The sequence below is a fragment of the Limnobacter thiooxidans genome (assembly GCF_036323495.1).
Classification (GTDB): domain Bacteria; phylum Pseudomonadota; class Gammaproteobacteria; order Burkholderiales; family Burkholderiaceae_B; genus Limnobacter; species Limnobacter thiooxidans.
In genome coordinates, this window is the sequence record NZ_AP028947.1 from 2361583 (window position 1) to 2381893 (window position 20311).

At 55.3% G+C, this 20311-nt stretch carries 10 protein-coding genes; 1 reads left to right on the top strand and 9 read right to left on the bottom strand.

Going from position 1 to position 20311, the window contains the following annotated elements:
• Window positions 1-7 precede the first annotated feature (7 nt).
• From RGQ30_RS10755 to RGQ30_RS10780, 6 genes are read right to left on the bottom strand one after another with little or no spacing between them, the layout of a single operon-like run.
• The gene (locus RGQ30_RS10755) at window positions 8-1207 is read right to left on the bottom strand and encodes a hypothetical protein (protein ID WP_130555918.1); all 1200 of its coding nucleotides are present in this window, start codon (window positions 1205-1207) and stop codon (window positions 8-10) included.
• Window positions 1204-2055: an alpha/beta fold hydrolase gene (locus RGQ30_RS10760; protein ID WP_130555917.1), complete on the bottom strand. Its 852-nt coding sequence runs from the start codon at window positions 2053-2055 to the stop codon at window positions 1204-1206. Before RGQ30_RS10760 ends, RGQ30_RS10755 begins: the two co-directional genes overlap by 4 nt.
• Window positions 2046-3224, bottom strand: coding sequence for a glycosyltransferase (locus tag RGQ30_RS10765; RefSeq protein WP_130555916.1), 1179 nt, complete (start codon window positions 3222-3224; stop codon window positions 2046-2048). Before RGQ30_RS10765 ends, RGQ30_RS10760 begins: the two co-directional genes overlap by 10 nt.
• A gap of 5 nt (window positions 3225-3229) precedes the next feature.
• The gene (locus tag RGQ30_RS10770) at window positions 3230-3511 is read right to left on the bottom strand and encodes an acyl carrier protein (protein ID WP_130555915.1); all 282 of its coding nucleotides are present in this window, start codon (window positions 3509-3511) and stop codon (window positions 3230-3232) included.
• Window positions 3508-7884 carry a beta-ketoacyl synthase N-terminal-like domain-containing protein gene (locus tag RGQ30_RS10775; protein ID WP_130555914.1) on the bottom strand — a complete coding sequence of 1459 codons (4377 nt, stop codon included), beginning with the start codon at window positions 7882-7884 and terminating at the stop codon, window positions 3508-3510. Before RGQ30_RS10775 ends, RGQ30_RS10770 begins: the two co-directional genes overlap by 4 nt.
• Window positions 7881-15080 carry an SDR family NAD(P)-dependent oxidoreductase gene (locus tag RGQ30_RS10780; RefSeq protein WP_338284886.1) on the bottom strand — a complete coding sequence of 2400 codons (7200 nt, stop codon included), beginning with the start codon at window positions 15078-15080 and terminating at the stop codon, window positions 7881-7883. Before RGQ30_RS10780 ends, RGQ30_RS10775 begins: the two co-directional genes overlap by 4 nt.
• A gap of 233 nt (window positions 15081-15313) precedes the next feature.
• Between RGQ30_RS10780 and RGQ30_RS10785 the strand changes: the two genes are divergently transcribed.
• Window positions 15314-16681 carry a TolC family outer membrane protein gene (locus RGQ30_RS10785; RefSeq protein WP_130555912.1) on the top strand — a complete coding sequence of 456 codons (1368 nt, stop codon included), beginning with the start codon at window positions 15314-15316 and terminating at the stop codon, window positions 16679-16681.
• 25 nt (window positions 16682-16706) lie between these two features.
• Here the strand turns inward: RGQ30_RS10785 and RGQ30_RS10790 are convergent, their stop codons facing one another.
• Genes RGQ30_RS10790 through RGQ30_RS10800 form a run of 3 tightly spaced genes read right to left on the bottom strand, consistent with a single transcriptional unit; the run spans window position 16707 to window position 20282 of the window.
• Complete coding sequence (locus tag RGQ30_RS10790) at window positions 16707-18821, bottom strand: molybdopterin oxidoreductase family protein (protein ID WP_130555911.1); 2115 nt, start codon at window positions 18819-18821, stop codon at window positions 16707-16709.
• Window positions 18822-18846: 25 nt separating this feature from the next.
• A complete protein-coding gene (locus RGQ30_RS10795; RefSeq protein ID WP_130555910.1) occupies window positions 18847-19761 on the bottom strand; it encodes a hypothetical protein in 915 nt (304 codons plus the stop codon).
• On the bottom strand, window positions 19752-20282 hold the full coding sequence (locus RGQ30_RS10800) for a M48 family metalloprotease (RefSeq protein ID WP_130555909.1): 531 nt from the start codon (window positions 20280-20282) through the stop codon (window positions 19752-19754). The genes RGQ30_RS10795 and RGQ30_RS10800 overlap by 10 nt, the downstream gene beginning before the upstream one ends.
• Window positions 20283-20311 lie beyond the last annotated feature (29 nt).

A 20311-nucleotide genomic window follows, 5' to 3' on the forward strand; every position in this document is an offset into this window, starting at 1 on the left:
CAATGTCCTACTGTGAAAAATGCAAGGTGAATGCCTTGACCAGACGATCAAACTGACCGTCTCCGTTGTATGTGGCAGGTGCCGAAAATGAAACCACTGTTTGCTCCGGGTAGTTGATGAATATGACATTCAACTTGCCCACTGCACCCGGAATGCCGTACAGGTAATTGGCAGCAAACCCGGGGAAAGAATACAGGCTTGCATTCACTGAACCCATCGACACCAGGCCGCCACTGGGCAAGGCCGGTGACACAGTGTGAAGAATTGCATCCACTTGCGGAATCAGTTTGCGCAACATGAACCACACAGGCAGCCAGCGCAGTGTCTTGATACCGGGAAAACTTCGACAATCCACAAAAGCTTTGACCTTGGTGGCAATCTGGTGCATCAGCTTGCGCGGTGTGGCCTCGTCCTCCACCTGAAGGCGCAGGTAGCCAGTCATGTTGCCGATGCCCATTTCAGTGGTACGCAACCCACGGTAATCCACAGGAATTGTGAAGCCCACTTCACCAGGCTCGCGACTGCGGGCATAGCGGGCAAAGAAATCGGCCGCCTTGGGAAGCAACTGATTCACATTGCTGGGCAACACCACCCTGCGCCACACGTAGCGCAAACCACCAGTGCGCACAGGGTCTGGCGCAATCACCGGAATGCAGTGTGCGGGCTTGGGATTGATTTCAGGTTGAACCTTGTCCTGATGTGCAGCCTGAATGTCCAGGTCGGTCAATCGCGAGAAAGAACCCTGCAATGGGTCACCGCGCATGGCGCTGCACACTTCGGCAACCCAGTGCATCAAGCCACGGCCATCAATGGCCGCATGCACTGAACGAAAAACAATGCGGGTAAGCCCATCGACGCACGGCACAATCAGCACATCCGCAACGGCCTGGCCTTTCATGGGGTCAAGGCGGGTCTGCAAAAACTCCGTGTGCAGTTCGCTTTGTCCATCCCAGTCACTCAAGGGCAACTTGAACACTTTGGGTGCGATGCCGCTGTCTACCCACCAGGTCCAGCGCAGCAGGCCACGCAAGCGAACCCGTATGGCCGGGTTGGCCTGTGCGGCCTGATCTACTGCCTTTTGAAGGGCAATCGGATCGACATCACCCTGCCCTTCAAGAATGCCGTCCACGTGGTATTTGTACAGGCGATTCAGCACCAGTGAATAGCGTTCAAGTGGCGAAAGCGGGCGAATGTATCGCTTGATCATGCAGACACCTGCACGGCATCGGCCACCGGTTTTTCTTGGAGGCTTTCTTCAGCAGTTTCATAGCGCAAAGTACCCACCACCACGTCGCGCAAAGGTTCGGGTGCCTCGCTGGGTATGTAGTGGCCGCAATCAATCAGCAACAAGGCACGAATGGGCAACAACTTGCGCAATGTATTGGCCACAGGGCGACAAGGCGATTGTTTGCCATACACCAGCGTCACTGGAAGTGTGAGTGCACGCAGGTCATCGGGCGACTCGGCCTGCATATTGCACACATCCTGCACCAGCGAGGTTTCAAAAAACAGTTGTTGGAGCCGGCGTGACAAACGCTCCAACCGGCGCCCGGTCAATTGGCCGATCATGGCGGGTGCGCTGCGCAACCAATCGTCCAAGGCCTGCGGCGACTGCACTTGTTCCAGACTGGGTCGAACCCACTCGCAGGCGGGCATGGGCGCATCCACCAGGATCAACCTTCCCACTCGGTGCTTCACTTTTTTGCCAAATCGCAGGGCAAAGCGCAGTGCAATCAGCGCACCGAGACTGTGGCCAACCAGGTCAACCATTTCCCCATCTGGCACGGTGGCGTCCAGTACACATGCCAAATCCTCGGCTTGGGTGTCCAGGTCATAGCCACTTGCGGGTACTGCGCTGTCACCGTGTCCGCGCAGGTCATACAAAATGACTTGTCGATCTCGGGCCATTTCAAGCGCCGCAACGGAATACCAGGTGGAAATGTTCCCGGTGACTAATCCGTGCAGAAACACGCAAGGGCGTTCCAGTGACTGGGCAGGGCCGAGAGTCATCACGGAAAGACGGACGTTGCCATTCAAGACGGGGATCAATTGCATGGTGTACTCACCTCGGTGTAATTCATCAAACGCTCGATGTGCTGTGCAGCACCCTGCGCCCCTGTGGCTTGGGCAAAATGGGTGGCCAGTTCTTGGGCTGCCTGCCTGTAAACAGGGTTGTCGAGCAGTTCATTCAGTGTGTGCAATGCGGCCGCTGGCGTGACTTTTCCGAACCGGATGGAAATACCCGCACCCGCATCAATCACCTGCCGGGCAATCACGGGTTGATCGTCCCGAATGGGTGCCACACCCAGCGGAATGCCAAAACGCAAGGCTTCGCACACCGTGTTGTGGCCTGCATGGCAAACCACTACATCCATGTGCGGCAACAACTCCATTTGCGGCACAAAGGAGCTGACAATCACGTTGGCCGGGGCCAGTTCAGCCAGACTTTCAGGGGCCACCACAATGGCCTGTACATCCGGCATTTGCGCAAAGGCCTGCAGGAATACTTCAAAAAACCGGGTGTCCCTGTCGCGGCTCACTGTGCCCAATGTCAGCAAGACCTTGCGCGTGCCGGTTTTCAATTTGTCCCACGGAAAGGCAACCGCTGCGCGTCCCTCACCCTGTGTTGGGCCCACAAATGTGTAAGGGGCCGGCAAGCACTGGTTCAGGTTACCCATCAATTTCTGGTTGGAAAATACCAGCACCGCATGCGGTGACAAATCGGGTCGAGCCCGGTGCAACTCAGCAGGCAATAATTCATCCTGAAGGCTGGCAAATTGCGCAGACACCCATTCATCCAGTGTGTCAGACAACTTCAGGATCGATGCGGTCGTGGTCACCAGGCTGACCCAGGGCAAACCTGCTGCCTGGGCTGCCAGCGCCCCTGCAGGCATCTGGTGATCCACGACCAGCATGTCGGGTTTGAAGTCGTCAATGATGTTCAGGATTGGCTTGAAACAGGCCCGTGTCATTGGCACGCAGTAGTCTTCAAAAAACAGGCGAACACTTTCCAGACCACGCACCTTGGTGCTGTCCAGTTCACCAGCCGGGTCGAACTGGCCAATGTCGAAGCAGCGCATGGCCGGGTCCATCCGGTTACCCACGCGGTCCATGTGAACAGCCCAGGCGACCACGTGCCCTTGCGACTGAAGGTGTTTGGCCACCGCCAGTGCCGGGTTCAAGTGGCCCACCAGGGGCGGTGCAGTGAATAGAATGTTTGCCATTGACCTTATTTGGATTCTGTCTGCGTTTCGATGTAATCAACCAATTGACCCACATTCAAACCAATGAGCTCATTGATCGATTTGCCTGAAAGCCAGGCAGCAATATTCAGACGGTCACCATAATGCTGTTGAATCGCATTGGCGATCTTGACGAATTCAATGCTCTCGATTTCCAGGTCTTCGTTGAAGCGGGTCTCAAGATCGATTTCAAAATCATGGATCCAGTCCTCATTGATGGTGGAGCGAATTTTTTCAACAACAAGATTCAAAATCAGGGTTTGGGTCATTTGCTGGAAGCGTTGATGTTCAATGGTGAAATTCCCTTGGGCAATGTCCAGCCCAAGACGTGTTGGGGCAAGCGGTGCGTGATCACCCAAATGCCGCCGATACAAAAATAATCGTCCACACGGGCTTCGATCCGGTAGTCAAGCAGGTGCCCGCCCAGACCTGTTCCCCTGTATTTTCCGTAGGCTTCTTTCGCCACCCAGGCACGCAGAAAGCCCAGCGTGCGGTCTTCGCCTGCACGAAGTACCAGGCTGTTTTCCTGCGAACTGAATGCCAGGTTGATGGCACTTTCAGAAAAGTTATCAATGCGTTCAATGTCGATGCCCACGGGCTGGGTGTCTGCAATGGCCACCCCGTATTGGTCCTTGTGGCTAATTGAAATATGCAGGTTGACTGGCACTGTCGTGCTGACATTGGGATGCAACACCGGCTTGCCAGTGTCGTCGTTGTACACACACATTTCCTGGGGAAAAACCGATGACACGCCATTGGATTTCAAAAGGAAAAATACAGCATCCTTGGCGGCTACACGGCCTGCCAGCCATTGGCGCTTTCGCTTGGGTGCAATGGTTTGGTACACGCGCTGTTCCAGCGCGGTCAAGTAACGGCGCGACAAATAATCGCGAAGAATTGCAGTGTCGTATCGGTCTTCAAACAAGGCGATGTTGGGTGGCAGTTCAACAGAACAGGCCTGGGTATCCAGCTTTCTGGAATTTTCCCAAAGCCGCTTGTCCATCTGATAACGGCGTGTTTTCCAGCCAGTAATGGAGAGCACACAGTGCCCTTGCTGATTAAACAGGCGATGATCTGAAACACATTCCAGTTCAGTCAAAGTACGAATACGCACTTGCGCCTGCAACAACTCACCCACTTCGGGATCTGCGGCGTGAAACTCGATTCGATCCACACCAATCGGCATGGCCAGGCAATTCTCGGGCAATTCCATCACCCAGTAACCGGCAAGCTGACCCATGTTGTCCAGCAGGGAACCCTGCCCGGAAGGCACTTTCAATACCCCATCAATTCCATTGTCACCCACGGCTTGAATACAATCCACGCCCTGATAGGCCGGGCCATGGAACATCCACCGTTCGCGGTACAGCGACTTCGCATCCACCTGCGAGTCGCGCGAATTTTGAAGTGGCTCCAGTGGTTCAAGCGGGTTTGTCCATCCACCAGCCACTTCAACCACAGCCCTGAAATAGTTCTTGATTTCGACCGAGAAACAGCTTTCCGACAAAGCATTGATTTGCATATCAACAGTCACGGGCTTGCTCACAGCCAGCCAGTTGAAGGCTTCAATCGCGGTGACCGCTACTACACATTCACTCAACCCCTGTCGCTGCAGATGTTCCTGTACCAAGTCTCGCACCATGAGGACTTCCATGGTCATGGGCACAACCGGGTGGCGATCTTCCACAATCGGCCAATCCGGCTTCTGCGGGTACAGTTCGTGGTCTCGAACCCAGGGTATTGTGTCGTTCAAGTCCAGCAATCGGCTTGTCGTAACTGGCTGGGTTTGAGATGAAATGGCAGTTGCTGCACGGGCATGCATGGGCTGACCTTGTGGATTTTGCTGGACGTGTGCAGTGCGGGCCTGCTTCCAGAGATTCACCACTTCTCGACTGCTGGATTGAATGTCCCGCAAGGTCGTTCGAATCAACTGACCCACTTCATCATTGAGATCAGGATCATCCAGATCAGTCGATTGGCTTTGCAAATGCCTTGCTTGCAGATCGACATGAACGTCACCCAGGGCTGGAACACCCAATTGCAAACGTACATTTTGCGCAGAATTCGATGGGCGTTCCACTGGGCAATCAGGCAGCAGCCGCGCGGAAAAATCAAGACCATCAACCCACAACGCGGCACACAGGTGTTGCAATTGAAGCAAGCCTTCGCGGCTGTCATGGCTGCTGTACAGCGCCGCGTGCGGCAGCTTGCCTAGCGTGTCAGAAACAAAGCCTGGCAGCGAACCATAACCGACTTGAACGAACACGCGAACACCCGATTCATACATGTTCAAAATCGTTTCGCGAAACCGCACCGGTTTGACCAGGTGTTCAATGGCGAGGGCTTTTTTGTCAGACTCCTTCGCCGGGAAGGGTTGCGCCGTGGTTGCAGACCACACCGTGTCCACCGTGGGACGCAAAGCCACTGAATCAAAAAACCGTTTGTACCAACCCAAGTGCCCGTTAAACAGGGAGCAGTGAAAACCCGACACAATCGGAAGCACTTGATGGAACACACCCAGCGAAGCCAGCCGTTCAGCCAAGGTATTGATTTGCTGCTGGGGCCCGCAGGCAATCACCTGATTGGGACAATTGTCGTGAGAAAGCTCGATACGCTCCAGACCTGCGAACTGCTGCTGAAGCATTTGAACACTGCAGGATGCAGCCAGAAAACGCACATCGGGAAACTTGAAATCATCAAACTTCAAGCTTGCATTGGTCATGTCTGAAACCGACTGGTCCATCATGCCGGATGTGAGCATGGCGCTCCACTCACCGATGCTGTGACCCGCATAGGAATCAGGAAGTACACGCAATTCTGACAAGCGGTCAAACAGGTAACGGTTGAACCCCAACAGACCCAACACCACCGGCAACAAATTGTCCGAGGTGGATTGCGGCACAGAATACTCGGGCAAAGGCTTGTCAAAAAAGGTCTCAAACCCCTCGGTACGCGGGTTGAACTGGCTGTCTACACCGGGAAATACAAATGCAACCTTGCCACCCGCCGACAACAAACCACTGGGTGTAAACCAGACCTGTTGACGCCCCATCCAGGGCTTGCCAGCCACAATCGCTTTGCGGGCTACAGCCAGGCGCTTGGTATCCGGATCCAGTACAGCAAGTCGACAGTTACCTGCCAAACGACCCACGCGACCTGTTTTTTCGTACAAATCCAGTTGTTCCAGAAGCGCTTGTGGATTGCTTGCGGCCAAACGCAACACAGGCTTGAGCAAGGCTGATTTTTCATGGTCCTGACCAGCTGCACAACCGCTCAACACCAAGTGAGCGTTGATTCCGCCAAAGCCGAAAGCATTAACCCCTGCAAGCCGTTCGGTGACAGGAGCATTCCACGGCAGGGCTTTCCCCAGCACCTTGAATGCCGTGCGCTGCAAGCGGGGATGAGGCTGATCACAATTCAATGTTGGTGGGAGTACACCGTGGTACACGGACAACGCAACCTTGATCAGCGAAGCCATGCCCGAGGCCGGCATGGCGTGTCCGATCATCGATTTCACCGACCCAATCACGGCGCGCCTGCCCGCTTGGGGTTCACCGAAGAATCGGCCCACTGTATCCAGTTCTACATCGTCCCCGGCGGGTGTGCCTGTGCCATGCGCTTCCAGCAGACCGATCTGGCTTCTGTGTTTGCCCACGGTGGACCACGCCCGTTCCATGGCAAGCAATTGCCCTGAGCTTGAAGGCGCCACCAGGCTACTGGCCCGGCCATCACTGGCAGAGCCCGCACCTTCTATAACGGCATAAATTCTGTCGTTGTCAAACAGCGCGTCGTCAAGCCTTTTGAGCACCACCATGCCGACACCTTCGCCAGCAAGAATGCCATCGGCCAGCGCAGAAAACGGACTGCTTTTTCCTGAACGCGACATGGCACCTAACTGGCAAAAAGTGGCCCAGAAAGTCAGGTCATGCGACACATGCACACCACCCACCAGCATCAGGTCGGCGGTCTTGGCTGACAACAACTGGCAAGCCTGTTCAACGGCCAGCAGGGAACTGGCGCATGCAGCATCTACTGTGTAGGCAGGGCCGTGCAAATCAAGACGGTTGGCCAGCCGGGATGCGGTAAAATTAGGAATCAAGCCTGAGGCAACGTCAGGACCATAAGGCGTCAACTGCGCCGTCAAAGCCGACTTCACTTTCTGAATGTCGGCAGTGTCCAGGTCGGGAAACAGCGACTTCAAGGTGCTCACGATTTGCGGCACCACGCGCACATGCTGTTCAAGTCGAATCACGCCTGCGCTGACATAGTTGCCTTTGCCCACGATGACGCCGGTTTTTTCGCGCGGAAAGTCTTTGTCGAGATAGCCCGCATCGTCGAGAGCCATTTGCCCGATTTTCAGGGCGAGCAATTGATCTGGTTCAGCCGACTCCACGGTTTTTGGCATGATGCCGAATTCAAGCGGATCAAATTCTGCATCCGGGTCGATGAAGCCGCCCAGCTTGCAATAGAACTTGTCCACATCCCGTGACTGCGGGTCGTAATGGGACATGTCCCATCGTTGTGCCGGCACTTCCGTGATGGCGCTTTTGCCATCACAGATATTGCGCCAATAACTTTGAAGATCCTTGGCCCCCGGAAACACGCAGGCCATGCCGATGATGGCAATCTTCTCCATGCTCATGCCCCGTGGCCCGCCGCTTCACTGATTGAGTCACCCAGGAAGCTGGCAGGCTTGCCCGACATCAACACCACCTGTGCTTCCACCTTGGTGCAGGCCAGCTCCGCCAGCAATGCAAACACGCCCTCGTCTTTGGGTACAAGGCCAATCTGCTTGCTTGCATATTCCTTGCGCAAAGAATCGTTGACCATGCCTGTGTCAGCCCAAGGCCCCCAATTCACCGACAGTACCCGGCCCTTGATGCGGGCCTGCCAACTGTGCGCAATCTTGTCGAGCGCATCATTTGCACTGGCATAATCGGCCTGCCCGCGGTTACCGAACGCGCTGGCGACACTGGAGAAGAAAACCACGAACTGGACATCGTCACGAATCTGGTCGCGCAATACTTGCGCTGCATTCACCTTGGTGTTGAACACCCGCTCAAAACTTTCCTGTGTCTTGTCCTTGAGCAGCTTGTCTTCAATCACACCTGCGCCATGAACCACACCATCGATCCGACCATGCTTTTGATAAATGTTCTGAATCAGGTCCGCAAATGCCGCACTGTCCTGCACGTCCAGCGCGTGATAAGCCACTTCAGCCCCCACCGACTGGATGAGCTGCATGGTCTGACGGAATTCACGTTCAGACAACAGCGTGCGAATTCGTTTTTCAATTTCAGCGGGCTTGCTCTCCGGGTGTGCGGTCAACAGAATTTGTCGCAAACGCTTGGTGTCGGTTTCTCCACGCGTGTGTTCTGATTCCTCACCCTGTGGTGCAGCAGACCGCCCCACCAGTTCCAACTTGCAACCGTGGCGACGCGCCAACTCCACCGCGACCAAGGCAGTAATTCCCTTGGCTCCACCAGTCAGCAACACCACACTGTCCGAATTCAATGGCAGGTTCTGGATCTGCCCTGCTTCCAGAATGCTGGGCACTACATCGACCACATAGCGGCTATTCCCGCGGCGCAAAACTTCGTTGAAACGATCCTTGCCCATCAACTCCAGATTCACTGCATGGGCAACCTCTGCAGGCGCCTGGTCTGCGTCCACATCCAGCACACGCACATTCAAGTCAGGAAACTCACGCGCCAATGATTTCACCAAACCAGCCAGCCCAGCACCGCGATCCGGGTTGCTTGTGGCCATGGAAGGTTTCAAGCCCAATGCAGTGACCACCAGAATGTGCTTGCAGCCTGCCAACACCGCAGCGCGTGCCATGGTGAAAAAGGCTTTCACATCCGCAATGCGCGAGGCAGGATCTATGCTCCACAAGTGCACCAGGACTTCAGCCTTGATGGCCGCACTGGTCAGCACATGGGGCCCATCCTGGAAATAAACCGAATCCACAAACGCACCCTGTGCCTTGAGCAAATCGGCCAGCACATCCGACACACCCAGGGTATCGCGCGTCAGGCAGACAAACTGCCCGGTCAAATTGATTCGCTCCCGTGTTTCCGGTATTTCCCGGCTGCGAAGCACATAACGTTCGAAGGGAATGTTCTGCTCTTCCACCTCAACATTCACTGCCTTCGCAGCGGCCTGACTGGCCAGACTGGGCTCATTGGCCTGGCTTGCATTGAACACCTGCAGCATGTCTTGCAGTGTTCGCGCATTGGCAAGTGCTGCACTCAACTTCCGGCGACTTTCCTGACCTGCCGCCAAGCCCAAGGCATCCAGCCACTGACCGACAATTTCCACTCGTTTGATGGAGTCAATCGACAAATCTGCTTCCAGATCCAGGTGCGATTCCAGTGCCTCAATCGGATACCCGGTGGTACCAGAAACAATGCCGAGCAACAGCGTTTCAGCAGACCCGGTGTTCACCGCCGAATCAGACACAGCGGGCTCGGTCGATGTTGCAGCCACCGCAGGCTGCTCCCCGACTGGCAGCAATTCCTCCAGCAAATCCAGCATGTGGCGCAGGGTTTTACTTTGCCCCAGTTTTTCGATTTGGGCTGCTGCATTTGCACCCAGGCGGTTCTTCAGATTCAACGAGTCAGACAATTCGCCTGTAATTTCCACCCGCTTGATGGAGTCAATCGACAGGTCGGCTTCCAGGTCGAGATCAAGATCCAGTGTTTCTTCCGGATACCCTGTGCGCTCACTGACCAGTGCAAGCAAAACTTGCGCGGGTGAAAGCGCTGGCTGCGGGGATACTTCTACCGATGATGAAAGCCTGGACGATGGAACAGGCAAACGTGCGGCTGAAGTTGAATCAATCGGTGAATCAAATCGAGCTTGGTGTACGGTAGGTTGAATCAGGTTGCGTGACATCGGCTGGTCTGGTGTACCCAGGTAACTCATCAACACATCACGCTGGGCATTCACCAGTTCACGCATGTTGTTCAGGTAATTGAATACCGCTGAAGACGATTCAACTGGCACTGAGGTTGCTGCCACTGATTCAGGCCGTGAAACATGTCCCACCTGAACGACAGGCTTAGTCACGGGGGGCACAATGCGCAAATTGCCTGGCCGTGCGGGCACAGCTTTGGCACCGTCCAGCCACCATGTCGAGGCCGCCAGTGTTTCAGGCTTGTCCAGATCCACTGACGCACTACGGCCGTTGAACAACTCGCTCGCGTCAAAGTTTTGAACACTCACCGCAAGTTGAGCCAACGCACCCAGCAAACCAGCCAGTGTGCCCTCGGCCTGGTCCATGGCGACAACGGGAATAGGAGAGCCGGGAAGAATCTTGCCCAACAGGCCAGTCAACACGCGCTTGGGACCAATCTCCACAAACAGGTCAGCACCTTGTGCCACCATGTTTTCAACTTCTTCCACCCAGCGAACCGGGCTTGAAATCTGTTCGGCCAGCGTACTGACCAACTCATCAATGCCTGCGTCATACGGCAGGGATGTCTTGTTGCTGAACACGGGGAATGCCGGTGACTTCAAATTGATCTGACGCAAAGCCTGCGCAAAGGACACGCTTGCATCGCTCAATTGCGGCGAATGAAACGCACAGGCCGTGGCGATTGGTTTGCAAGCCAGCCCATTGGCTTTCAAGTGCAGCAAGGCTGCATCCATGGCGGCTGTGGGACCAGAGATCACGACTTGCGAAGGGCTGTTCTGGTTGGCCATCACCACACCCTCAAAACCTTCAAGCAAGGCGCCAATCGTCAGGCGATCAGACGACACTGCGGCCATGTAGCCTGGGTCGTCACCCACAGCATCCAGAATGGACAGCGCACGCTGGCGTGACAGGCTCAGCAATGCTGTTGGGTCAATTGCACCGGCAGCGGCCAATGCTGGCAATTCGCCGTAACTGTGGCCCGCTGCCATGGCGGGTTTCACGCCAAAACCATCTAGCCATTCATGCAGCGCCCACTCCACCGCGCCCAATGCGGGTTGTGCCACCCGCGTGTCGGTCACCGCTATTTGCTGGGCAAGCTGAGCCGCTTCGCCGTGTGCCTTGGCCGGAAACACGAGCGCGGCCAGTTCAGGGTGTTGCGCAAATACGGCCTGCAAACCTGGGAAATACACAAACAGGTCACGCAGCATACCGGGGTGCTGGCTGCCCTGCCCTGAAAACAGGAATGCGGCGCGCGTGCTGCGTTGGAGCTTGCCCAGTTGCACGGCTTTGTCCACTTGACCGGTCAGCAGTTTGTTCAAGGTCGCTTTCAGCGATTCGGTGTTTTGATCAACCCAGGCAAACTGCACATCGCCTGAACCTGCCTGCCACAGGGTGCACGCCAGGTCTGCAAGACGCGCTGGCTTTTGAGTCATCTCAAGCCAGGTCGACAATTTGCGAATGTGTTGGAGGGCCTCTTCGGGCGAATTACCGCGGACTACAAACAGCTCGCAAGGCCATTCGCTGGCACCATGGTGCGGGCGTTGCTGCAGGCTGTACTGCGAGTTGTAAGGCAAGTTGTGTTGAGCGCCCTGCCCGTTCCATTCCGACAACACGGCATGGAAATTGGCACCACCAAAACCGAAGGCGCTGACCGCAGCGCGACGGGTGTGGCTGCTGAACCAGGGCAAGGGCTTTTCAGTGAATTTGAACGGGCTGGTGTCTGCCTGGTAACCGGGGTTGGGCTGCGCCACGTGCAAAGTACCCGGCAACACTTTGTGGTGCAGGGCTTTCGTGATCTTGATCAAACCGGCAATACCGGCTGCGCACTTGGTGTGGCCGATCTGGCTTTTTACAGAACCCAAAACCGCCTGATCCGCGACACCGCCACCGGCCACAAACACTTCGGTCAAGGTAGACAATTCTGTGCGGTCGCCCACCACCGTACCGGTGCCATGCGCTTCCACCAAACCCACTTCGGCGGGCAACACACCGGCCTGCAAATACGCGCGCTCCAAGGCCCGTTTCTGTCCTTCCTTGCGAGGCGCAGTCAGGCCCAGGCCCTTGCCGTCGCTTGAGCCGGCAATGCCGTCGATCACTGCGTAAATTCGGTCCTGATCCGCCACCGCATCGGAAAGCCGCTTGAGCACCACCACGCCCACACCCTCGCCCAGCGCAATGCCATCGGCCTGCGCATCGAAAGAACGGCATCGCCCCTTGGGCGACAGCGCACCTACGGACGTGAACATCAAGTAATCGCTGATACCGTTGTGAAAATCTGCACCACCTGCCAGCGCCATGTCACTGCTGCCATTGCGCAATTCCTTCACGGCCAGTTCAATGGCCGTGAGCGAACTGGCACATGCGGAGGTGACTGCGTAATTCACGCCCCCCAAACCGAGGCGGTTGGCAATTCGCCCGGAAATCACATTGACCAGCATGCCGGGGAATGAGTCCTCGGTCAGGGGTGGCAACGCCTTGTCGAGTGCTTCGGGCAGGTCGCCTGCGTATTGCTGCCACAGGTTTCTGAAGGTGTACTGGTTGGCCAGGTCCATGCCCGCTTCCGCACCGAAAATAACAGCGGTTTTTTCGCGGTTGAACCACTTGTTCGCATAGCCCGCATCGGCCAGTGCATCCTTCGCCACTTTCAGCGAGAGCAGTTGAACTGTTTCAACCGATGGAATCGTCGAAGGTGGAATACCAAACTCCAGCGGATCAAACGCAACCGGGTCAATAAACCCACCCCACTTGCTGACGCTCTTGTTGGGTTCGGCATGTTCGCCTGCGTAATACTGAGCCACAGACCAACGGTCTTGTGGCACTTCGCCCACCAGGTCTTTACCCTGCAACACATTGTTCCAGAACGACTCCAGGTTTTCCGAACCAGGATAAATACAGGACATGCCAACAATGGCGATGGGCTCGGGTACATCTTCATGCATCACCGAGGGGCTTGATACCTGCCCCAACCATTGCACAGCCACTTCACTCACATCGCGGTGCAATTGTTCTACCGTGCGCAAACTGTTCTGAAGGGCAGCCACCTGGCCGATCATGTACATGCCTTCGTCCAACTGCTGCTGCAAAGGCACTTCGACCAGTTCACCGTTGATTCGGTCTTGCCCTTTTGTAGCAATTCGCAAACGGCCTACGGTCAGTGATTCCAGTTGGGCCCAGGCCGCCTTGGTGTCCACACCTGCTTGCGACAGACGTTCTTTTTCCTGATTGAACAAATCAATAAAACCGGAAGGCAAACAACGAATGGCATGCCCGGGCGCGGTTTCAATCAAGGCCGTTTCCTGACCTTCCAGGGTTTGGCGCTGAAACTCTTCCAGCACCGCACCATGTTGCACAGCCTCGGGCGTCGTGATGTAGGCCGTGCCCATCAACACACCCACCTTGGCACCACGGGCGGCAAGCGGTGCGGCTATCACCGACACCATGGCGGCAGAAACTTCATCGTGAATACCGCCGGCAAACAGCACATGCAGGCTGGTCAAGTCGTCTTGTTCCAGCATGCGGCTGACCGCCTGCTCCCACAACACAAAGCTGTAACGCGGGCCCACGTGGCCACCACATTCACGGCCTTCGAATACAAAATGGCGTGCACCTTCCTTGAGGAACAGGTCGAGCAAGCCCGGCGATGGCACATGAAGGTAAGCCGGAACTCCGCGCTGTGTGAAAGCCTGCGCCTGAGCTGGTCGACCACCCGCAATCAACACCGCAGACGGTTTGAATTCTTCCAGCAGGGCCAGTTGTGGCTCCAGAACTGCGGGGTCAGCAAAACCCAACACGCCCACCCCCCAAGGCATGCTGCCCAGTTGGCTGGTAGTTTCCTCAAGCAGCTTGCGACAGCTTGCGGCATTCAACAGCGACAAGGCCAAAAAGGGAAGTCCTCCCGCGCGGGCTACGGCATGTGCAAACTCGGGGGTGTCACTGACCCGCGTCATCGGCCCCTGCGCCACCGGAAAACGCACACCATGGCTTTGCGCCCAGGCGTTTCCAGGTTTCAAAACCTGAAGCGATTGGGCCTGGCGAAGCTGGGCGCGAATGGCCTGCTGAAGTCCGGAAAACAGTTCGGCAACTGAAGAGAATCGCTTGGCCATCTGGCCAGCAAAGGCGACATCCTGACCCACCGCCCACACGCGCGTGTCGTCGGTGTTTGTCATGCGCTGCTCCAGCGCATTCAGATCTAGTTGCTCAATACCCGCCAGAAACTTGGGATTGGAAACCCAAACGTTGGTACTCCCGGCCAAGGTACGAACCTCACTGCCATCGGCATTCAGCAACTTTTGCTTGAACGCATCAGGCAGGGAACACTCGGGCATCGCAGCCAAAGCAGCATCCACAACAAGGCCTGCTGCGCCAGCAACCATTGCTGCGGGCGCTGTGTACAGACCAATTCCGCCCTGGGCCAACACAGGAATGTTTTCGCAGGCAAGCAGTTTCAACACGCGCTGAAGCAGCACAAAGGTGCTCTCGTGACCCACGCGGCCAGCGGACTCCTGCCCTTTGACAATCAGTGCTTTGGCGCCATTTTCCAAGGCCTGTGAGGCACTGGCCACCGAGGTCACCTGGTGCAGCACCCAGAAAGGAGACGGGCCTGCCGCCACACCGACGCCCTCACCCAGCACAAGGAAATCAATACATGCATTCACCTCTTCAGGCAATTGAACCTGCACACCTTCGGGAATTCGCAGCCCCAGCGGCGTTTTGAAACGCCTCGCCGTTTGGGCCAGATTGGGCAGTGCATCGAACACACTTGGCCACAATTGGGCATTTCGACCCAGATCGATGGTTGCGGGTATCCTGCTGCGCAAAAGTGCAGCCACCAAACGCAAGTCTGGCGTTTCAAACGGAGTCAGTGAAAGAAATCTGAACGGAAACCCATCACGCAGCAGCGTGGTTTCAGCATTGGACATAGTCAATTTAACCCGAATAACTTGATGTAAATTTTAGATTAGAAGTGTGACAGGTTTTATAATTTGAGATACTGCTGCGACTAAATTCTATCGGTAAAATACACAACGAAACCGGATAAATTTGTATCAATTATAGAAGAAATACTCAATGATTGTTTATTTGAGCAATCATTAAGTGTCATGATTTCTCTGCTATCCTCTCAACGACAAACATTTTTATTTAGTTTTTTTACATGACTCATCTGCGTCTTTGCGCATGCCTGCTTTTGGTGGCCTTCTCGCCTGCTGCACAAGCATTGTCTTTGCTGGAAGCCGTCAAACTGGCCGAGTCGAAAGACCCTGCTCACGCCTCCATCAAAGCCAATCTCGCCGCCGCAAAGCTGGGGCCGGATGTCGCACGCGCAGGTCTGTTGCCGCAGGTTTTGGTGACGGCCAATGTGGCCAACAACAAGCTGGAGCAAGACCGAACAACCTTGAATGGCGGCCTGATCACCTTGGGCGGCACCACCGATTACGATTCAAACGATGTCACCGCCCGCATCATTCAACCCCTGTTTGACCTGTCTGCCTATCGGCAATACGAAACCTCCCTGCTTCAAAAATCAAGAGATGAAGCACTCGCGGTGGATCAAGTGCAGCGCTTTCGCATGCAGGTTGTATCGGCTTACATTGATGTATTGCGGGCCGAAGCCGCATTGAAGTTGGCCGAGGGCCGTGAGCAAACGCTGAACAAACGCCTGGAAGATGCAAAAATTCGCTTCAAGCTGGGCACACTCCCAAAGTTGGACCTGCTGGAAACACAGGCCCAGTTTGATCAAACCCGAAGCCAGCGGCTGACAGCACAAAACGCCCTGGAAACCAGCAAGAATGTGTTGGCCAGCAAGGTGGGTACACAGCAAATCAACTTGCCTCCCCTGAAAACCAATTTACCCCTGATTCCGTTTGTACCCATCGACCAGAAAGGCTGGAAGGCTCTGGCCCAGGAAAGAAGCCCTTCCCTCGTGGCCAGCAGGCTTGATATTGAAGTAGCTGAAAAAGAACGAAGCTCGGTGCAGGCCGGCTACCTGCCGCAAGTGAATGCAGTGGCATCCGTGAGCCAGCGCGATGTTTCCGGAGGGGACAACCTGGCCATCAGCCTGAACAGTGGCCGAACCGAGCAGGTTGGCGTGGAGCTTCGCTGGGAATTGTTCGGGGGTGGTAGAACCACCAACCGGGCCAAGCAACTGGCTCAGCGCAACGAAGCATTGCGAGAAGACCTTCGAGCCGGGGAGATCAACCTGGGCAACCGGGTTGGCAACTTGTTCACCACAGCACAGAACGACGCGCAACGTGTCAAGGCCAACAGCAGCGCAGTGGCTTCGGCCAACGCATCACGCAACGCAATTGAAGTGGGTTACAAACTGGGCACCCACACCATACTTGAATTGCTCGCTGCAGAAAACAGGCTTCAAAGCGCCAGGCAGGAACAGGACAACGCCTACTTCGACTACCTTCAAAACAGCCTTAATCTGCATGCCAGCTCGGGTGTGTTGTACTACAGCATACTTGCGCGATATGGCAATGTGTTCAATCTGACTTCAGGCAAAAGCGAAACCAAGTAGTCACGCGCTGCCTTTCCGGCAGGAATCAAACTGCCCGCGCAAGCGTCACCGGCACGCCATTCAAAGCCGCATTGCCACTGGGCTCATCCAGCCATTGTTCATCGGTCAAGTCATTGCAGCTGACACCCGCATGTGAGGAGGCCACTCGCAATTGCATGCCCGATTTGTCATGCCCCCAACCATGGGGAATGCTGACAACCCCCGGCATTACATCGCCGGAAATTTCCACCGGCAGGGTAATACTTCCCACCCTGCTGCTGACCTGCACGTCTTGTCCTTCTGCAAACTGGAATCGAGCTGCATCTTCAGGGCTCAGCATGACGGTGCACCTGTTTTTGCCTTTCACCAGTCGCTCGGAATTGTGCATCCAGGAATTGTTGCTGCGAATGTGTCTGCGGCCAATCAAGATCAACGAATCAGCACCTGAACCACCTGCCTGACTCAGACCATCGACATAACTTGCTGCGGCGGCCAACACCTCGGCGGGTGCGGCCTGAATGGTTTTATTCGGCGTTTGCAAGCGCTGCGGAAAACTTGGCTTAAGAGGTCCTAGGTCGATTCCCTCCGGGTGCTGCTTCAGTTTATCGAGGCTCAGCTTGTGCTCGCTGTTCATGCCGAACGGGCCCATTCGCAAACCCATGTCCAGAATCATTTGCGGGGGCATGGATGGGCGTGCGGGTTTGCCCAGCTTGGCTGAATAACAGGCAGCCAACTTGTCCATCAACTCCCAGTCGTGAAGTGAACCCTCGGGTTTCGGCAAGGTTGCGGCACTGTACTTCGCCTGGTTGCGCACACCAAAAATATTGAAAATCAAGTCATAGTGGTCGTGCTCAAGGGGTGCCGTGCTGGGCAAAATCACATCCGCATGCCGATTGGTTTCATTGATGTACAGGTCCACAGCCACCCTGAATTCCAGTCCGGCAATGGCCTTGTCCAGTTGTTGCCCGTTGGGGGTAGACAACACCGGGTTGCCTGCCAGGGTTACCAAAGCCTTGATCTGCCCTTCCCCTTCAACCAGCATTTCTTCAGCCATGATTGCACTGGGGAATTCGCCCAGTGCTTCGGGCTTGTTGCTCACCCGGCTGTGCCAGCGGCCATAACTGCCGGGCTTGCTGTTCGGTGCTGCAATCAGGTCCAGGGCCGGGTGGGTCACCAGCGTGCCGCCCTTCCTGTCGGTGTTGCCTGTAATCAGATTCAGCAAATTAATTGCCCACTGGGCCAATGTGCCGTGGCGCTGTGTGCAGGCGCCCATGCGGCCATACGCCACAGCCTTGTCTGCCTTCGCAAAATCACGGGCAATTTGTCGAATGGTGTCCGCAGGTATTCCACACTCGGCTTGTGCCAGCTCCGGTGTTACCTTTGAAATCGCATCCAGTGCCTGCTGCAAACCTTCGGTGAAGGCTGCAAGCCTGTCCATTCGGACCAGGCCTTCCCCAACAATGGTGTTGATCAGGGCAAACAGAAAGGCTGCATCACCAGCCGGTTTGATGAAGTGGTGTTCATCCGCCACCTGGGCGGTTTCAGTTCTACGGGGGTCTACAACCACAAGCTTGCCACCACGCGCTTGCAAGGCCTTGATGCGTTTGGCTACATCGGGCACGGTCATCAAACTGCCGTTGGATGCAATCGGATTTGCGCCCAGCATCAGGAAATAATCCGTGTGATCAATATCGGGAATCGTGATCAACAATTGGTGCCCAAATATCCAGTAGGCCAGCAATTGCATCGGCAATTGATCCACCGAGGTGGCCGAAAAACGGTTGCGGGTTTTCAGCAAACCCAGAAAATTGGAGCTGTGGGTCATCAATCCCCAGTTGTGCACATTCGGGTTGCCCTGGTACACACCCACGGCATTGTTGCCATACTTTTGCTGCACGTTGAACAAACCTTCACAGGCCAGTTCAATGGCGTCTTCCCAAGTGGTTTTCACCCATTGGCCACCCACCTTTTTCACTGGCATGGTGAGGCGGTCCGGGTCTTCCTGAATGTCTTTCAACGCCACCGCCTTGGGGCAAATGTGTCCACGGCTGAAAGGGTCCTGTTCATCGCCCTTAATGGATACAACCTGGTCATTCTCCACTTCAATTTTCAAGCCACAAATGGCTTCACACAAATGGCATGCACGGCGGTGAGTGTTCAAGGTTTGTCTCCTGTCTTGTACTTTTTTATTTTTTGCTGATGTTTTCCACGGCCTGCTTCATGGGTTCGTCATGTTCAGTCAAGCGCTGGGTGGTCTCGGGCCAGGCATACGGATCCAGCTTGCGGCGGGTGCTTTCCTGCTCACCCAAACGCCCCAAGGCTTCCAGTGCAGCGCGAATGCGCGAAGGCCCCACAAACACATTGTCTTGCAATACAGCGTCGCCATTTACATACCGGGCCCGGGTTACTGAAGCAGGAAATTTTTGTTTCGTATCCTTTTTGTCTGCCGCAGCAAAATTGGCCCAATAAGCCTGTGCCTCATAGCTTTGTGAAAACAAGGCGCTGTCCTGAACAGGCGAGCCAAAACTGGTTTTACTCGTGTCTTTTCTCAATCCGCTTTCAGACCAACGGGCCATGCCTTCCAGAAACCAAGCGCGCTTGAACGGCGTGTAGCCATACTGCACCAAGTGAAACCACTCATGGGCAGGCGACAAGTTGCGTGCACCCAGCTTGTTCGACAAGTTAATCAACAAAGCACATTCTCCGTGGCGGTTTCGTCGTACCTCATCAAATGCCAAACCGTTACCCTCCATTTTCAGGAAGCGCACCTGCACCAACTCCGCGTTTTGGCCTTTATAGCGGGGCTGCTTGAGCGGATCAACAAACTGAAACGAGGTGAAAAGTGCACGGGCTGTGGTCAACTGGATGGCCACGTCTTCCACCAGGTCGGGGATCTGGTTGTTGTTGGCGTCACTTTGATTATCAAGCGCATTTGCTCCTGTCAGGTCATATTGCAACAAAAAACCTTCAGTTCGATATTCAAGCGTAGGCTCCACGGGCAGCTTGATGCATGTGGGTGGGGCAGCAAATGCCTCGAGGAAAAAAAATGGCAGCACGCCAGGCAATACAGCCTTAAACAAATCAATCGATCTTAATTGCACAAATGCTCCATTCCAAACCGGAAACGCGCCCCGGTGTATTGTTCAATCTCAGCGATGGCCACACAAGGATTTTCCCCCCGAGCCATCAAGTGCTCCGCGGCGTAATCATTCGCACGGCTTTCAACTTCATTTAAAAAAGTCTTGAATTCAGGGTCCTCGCCATACGCACCGAGCAGGGTCATGAAGGCGTTGTTCATCAACTCCGTGTCCCGTGCATTGGCCTGATGGATCTGCTTCAACAGGTTATAGCCCCGGCGCGGGTCGTCGTATTTCAAGTGCACCAGTTCATGCACAAACACATAGCGCAAGGCCGGCTCGCTCAAACCTTCCGAAAAAGCCTCGTCAATGATGATCTGGCTTTTGCCCTTGGCAAATGCAAACAAGGGGCTGCTTTGAAAGCCCATGCGGGAATAAGGCACCTGGTATTGCACCCGCAATTCTTCAAACATGTTCAGAGTTTCAGAAAAGTCGCGCTGGGTTGGCAACGGCGTGCTGCAACTGCCGGCCAAAGGAAGTAGCACAAGCAACAAAAATTTCCGAAACAGTGTCA